Origin of the sequence: Methylophaga sp. UBA5088 (assembly GCF_002414625.1) — a bacterium.
Classification (GTDB): domain Bacteria; phylum Pseudomonadota; class Gammaproteobacteria; order Nitrosococcales; family Methylophagaceae; genus Methylophaga; species Methylophaga marina.
Map to the genome: position 1 here is coordinate 10344 of NZ_DIAC01000094.1, position 2257 is coordinate 12600.

Genomic DNA, 2257 nt, shown 5'->3' on the forward strand with positions numbered 1-2257 from the left:
AAGGTTGCATAGCGCTGAGAAATAAAGAAATCGATGAGTTATTGACATTTGTCAGGGTGGGGACTGAAGTCAAAATCATGGAATAAAGCCTGATTAAAATTGTCGGATATGCAGCTGAATTTGCTAGAATATCCACGTTTATCGCTTTTACTCTGCTGGGGTCCTCATGCAATCCGCGCCTGATCTGTTTTCCTACCGTAAATTCTGGGCACATCGTTTTGGTATCGCACCTGAATTACCCATGACCCGTGAGGAAATGGATGCGCTGGGCTGGGATTCTTGTGACATCATCATTGTCACTGGTGATGCTTATGTCGATCACCCTAGTTTCGGTATGGCGCTGATTGGACGTTTATTAGAGTCGCATGGTTTTCGCGTCGGCATTATTTCTCAGCCCGACTGGACCAGCACAGATGACTTCACCAAACTGGGTAAACCTAATCTGTTCTTTGGCGTCACTGGCGGCAATATGGATTCGATGGTCAACCGCTATACATCCGATCGTAAAATCCGTAGCAATGATGCCTATACGGCAGGTGGTTCAGGTGGTAAACGCCCTGACAGAAGTGTGGTGGTTTATAGTCAGCGTTGTCAGGAAGCTTACAAAGGCGTGCCAGTCATTATTGGCGGTATTGAAGCCAGCCTTCGCCGTATTGCCCATTATGATTATTGGTCTGAAAAAGTCCGTCGTAGTGTCATTATGGACTCAAAAGCCGATCTTCTAGTCTATGGTAATGGTGAAAGACAGGTGGTGGAAATTGCACATCGTCTTGCTGCTGGTGAACCTGTCAGTGATTTAACTGATATTCGTGGCACGGCCTACACCAAAAAGCATGAACAGCGTGCTGGCTGGTGGGAAAAAGACTCGACTCTGGTGGATACGCCCGGAAAACTTAACCCGCCCATTGATCCCTATCAGATGCAAACTGAAGAAAGTTGTGCAGAAGAGAAGGCCAAAACAGAACAAAGCAAACCCACTGAAAATACGAACGTTATCAAAATTCATCGGGTTTCCCCGAGAAATGCTGACCGTACCGTCATACGGCTGCCTGCCTATAATGCCGTAAAAGATGACCCCGTCACCTATGCACATACGTCACGTATTCTGCATTTAGAAACAAATCCGGGTAATGCACTGGCATTAGTTCAGCAGCATGGCAATCAGGATGTCTGGTTGAACCCGCCCCCCATACCGTTGACTACAGCGGAAATGGATGCTGTGTTTGATTTACCCTACAGTCGCCTACCGCATACGGGCTATGGCAAGATGACGATTCCGGCCTACGATATGATTCGTTTTTCGGTGAATATCATGCGTGGTTGTTTTGGTGGCTGTACATTCTGTTCTATTACAGAACATGAAGGCCGTATTATTCAGAGTCGATCTGAAGACTCGATCATCAAAGAAGTTGAAGCGATACGAGACACTACGCCGGGCTTTACTGGCGTCATTTCTGATTTGGGTGGCCCCACTGCTAATATGTATCGTCTGGCCTGTAATGATCCTAAAATCGAAGCCAGTTGTCGTCGTTTATCTTGTGTGTTTCCTGGCGTTTGTAAAAATTTAAACACGGATCACACCCCCCTTATCAATCTTTATAAACGCGCTCGTTCATTACCCGGCATTAAAAAAATTCTGATTGCTTCAGGTCTGCGATATGACTTAGCTGTGTTATCACCGGAGTATGTCAAAGAACTCGTCACCCATCATGTCGGTGGTTACTTAAAAATTGCGCCGGAACATACAGAAGAAGGCCCGCTGCAACAAATGATGAAGCCGGGTATTGGCACTTATGACAAGTTCAAACAAATGTTTGATAAATACTCAAAAGAGGCGGGTAAAGAGCAGTATTTGATTCCTTATTTTATTGCCGCACACCCTGGTACGACGGATAAGGACATGATGAATCTGGCGCTCTGGTTAAAACGTAATGGTTTCAGAGCCGATCAGGTTCAAGCTTATCTCCCTTCACCAATGTCAGCCGCAGCGGCCATGTACCACTCTGGTAAAAACACCTTACACAAAGTCAGACGAAATAGTGGCGATATCGAAGTGCCAAAAGGCTTGAAGGTACGTCGCCTGCATAAGGCATTTTTACGTTATCACGATCCCGAAAATTGGCCGATGTTACGTGAAGCTCTCAAAAGTATGGGCCGGGCGGATTTAATTGGAAATGGCAAAAAACATTTAATTCCAAATTGGCAACCTGCGGGTACCGGCGAAAATGGTGAAGGTCGTCGCATCACTCGCAAGGCA

General features: G+C 46.1%; 1 protein-coding gene. It reads left to right on the plus strand.

Going from position 1 to position 2257, the window contains the following annotated elements:
• Positions 1 to 166 precede the first annotated feature (166 nt).
• Positions 167 to 2257: YgiQ family radical SAM protein (locus B4K20_RS11595; protein ID WP_289282999.1), on the plus strand; the 2091-nt coding region annotated here is incomplete at its 3' end.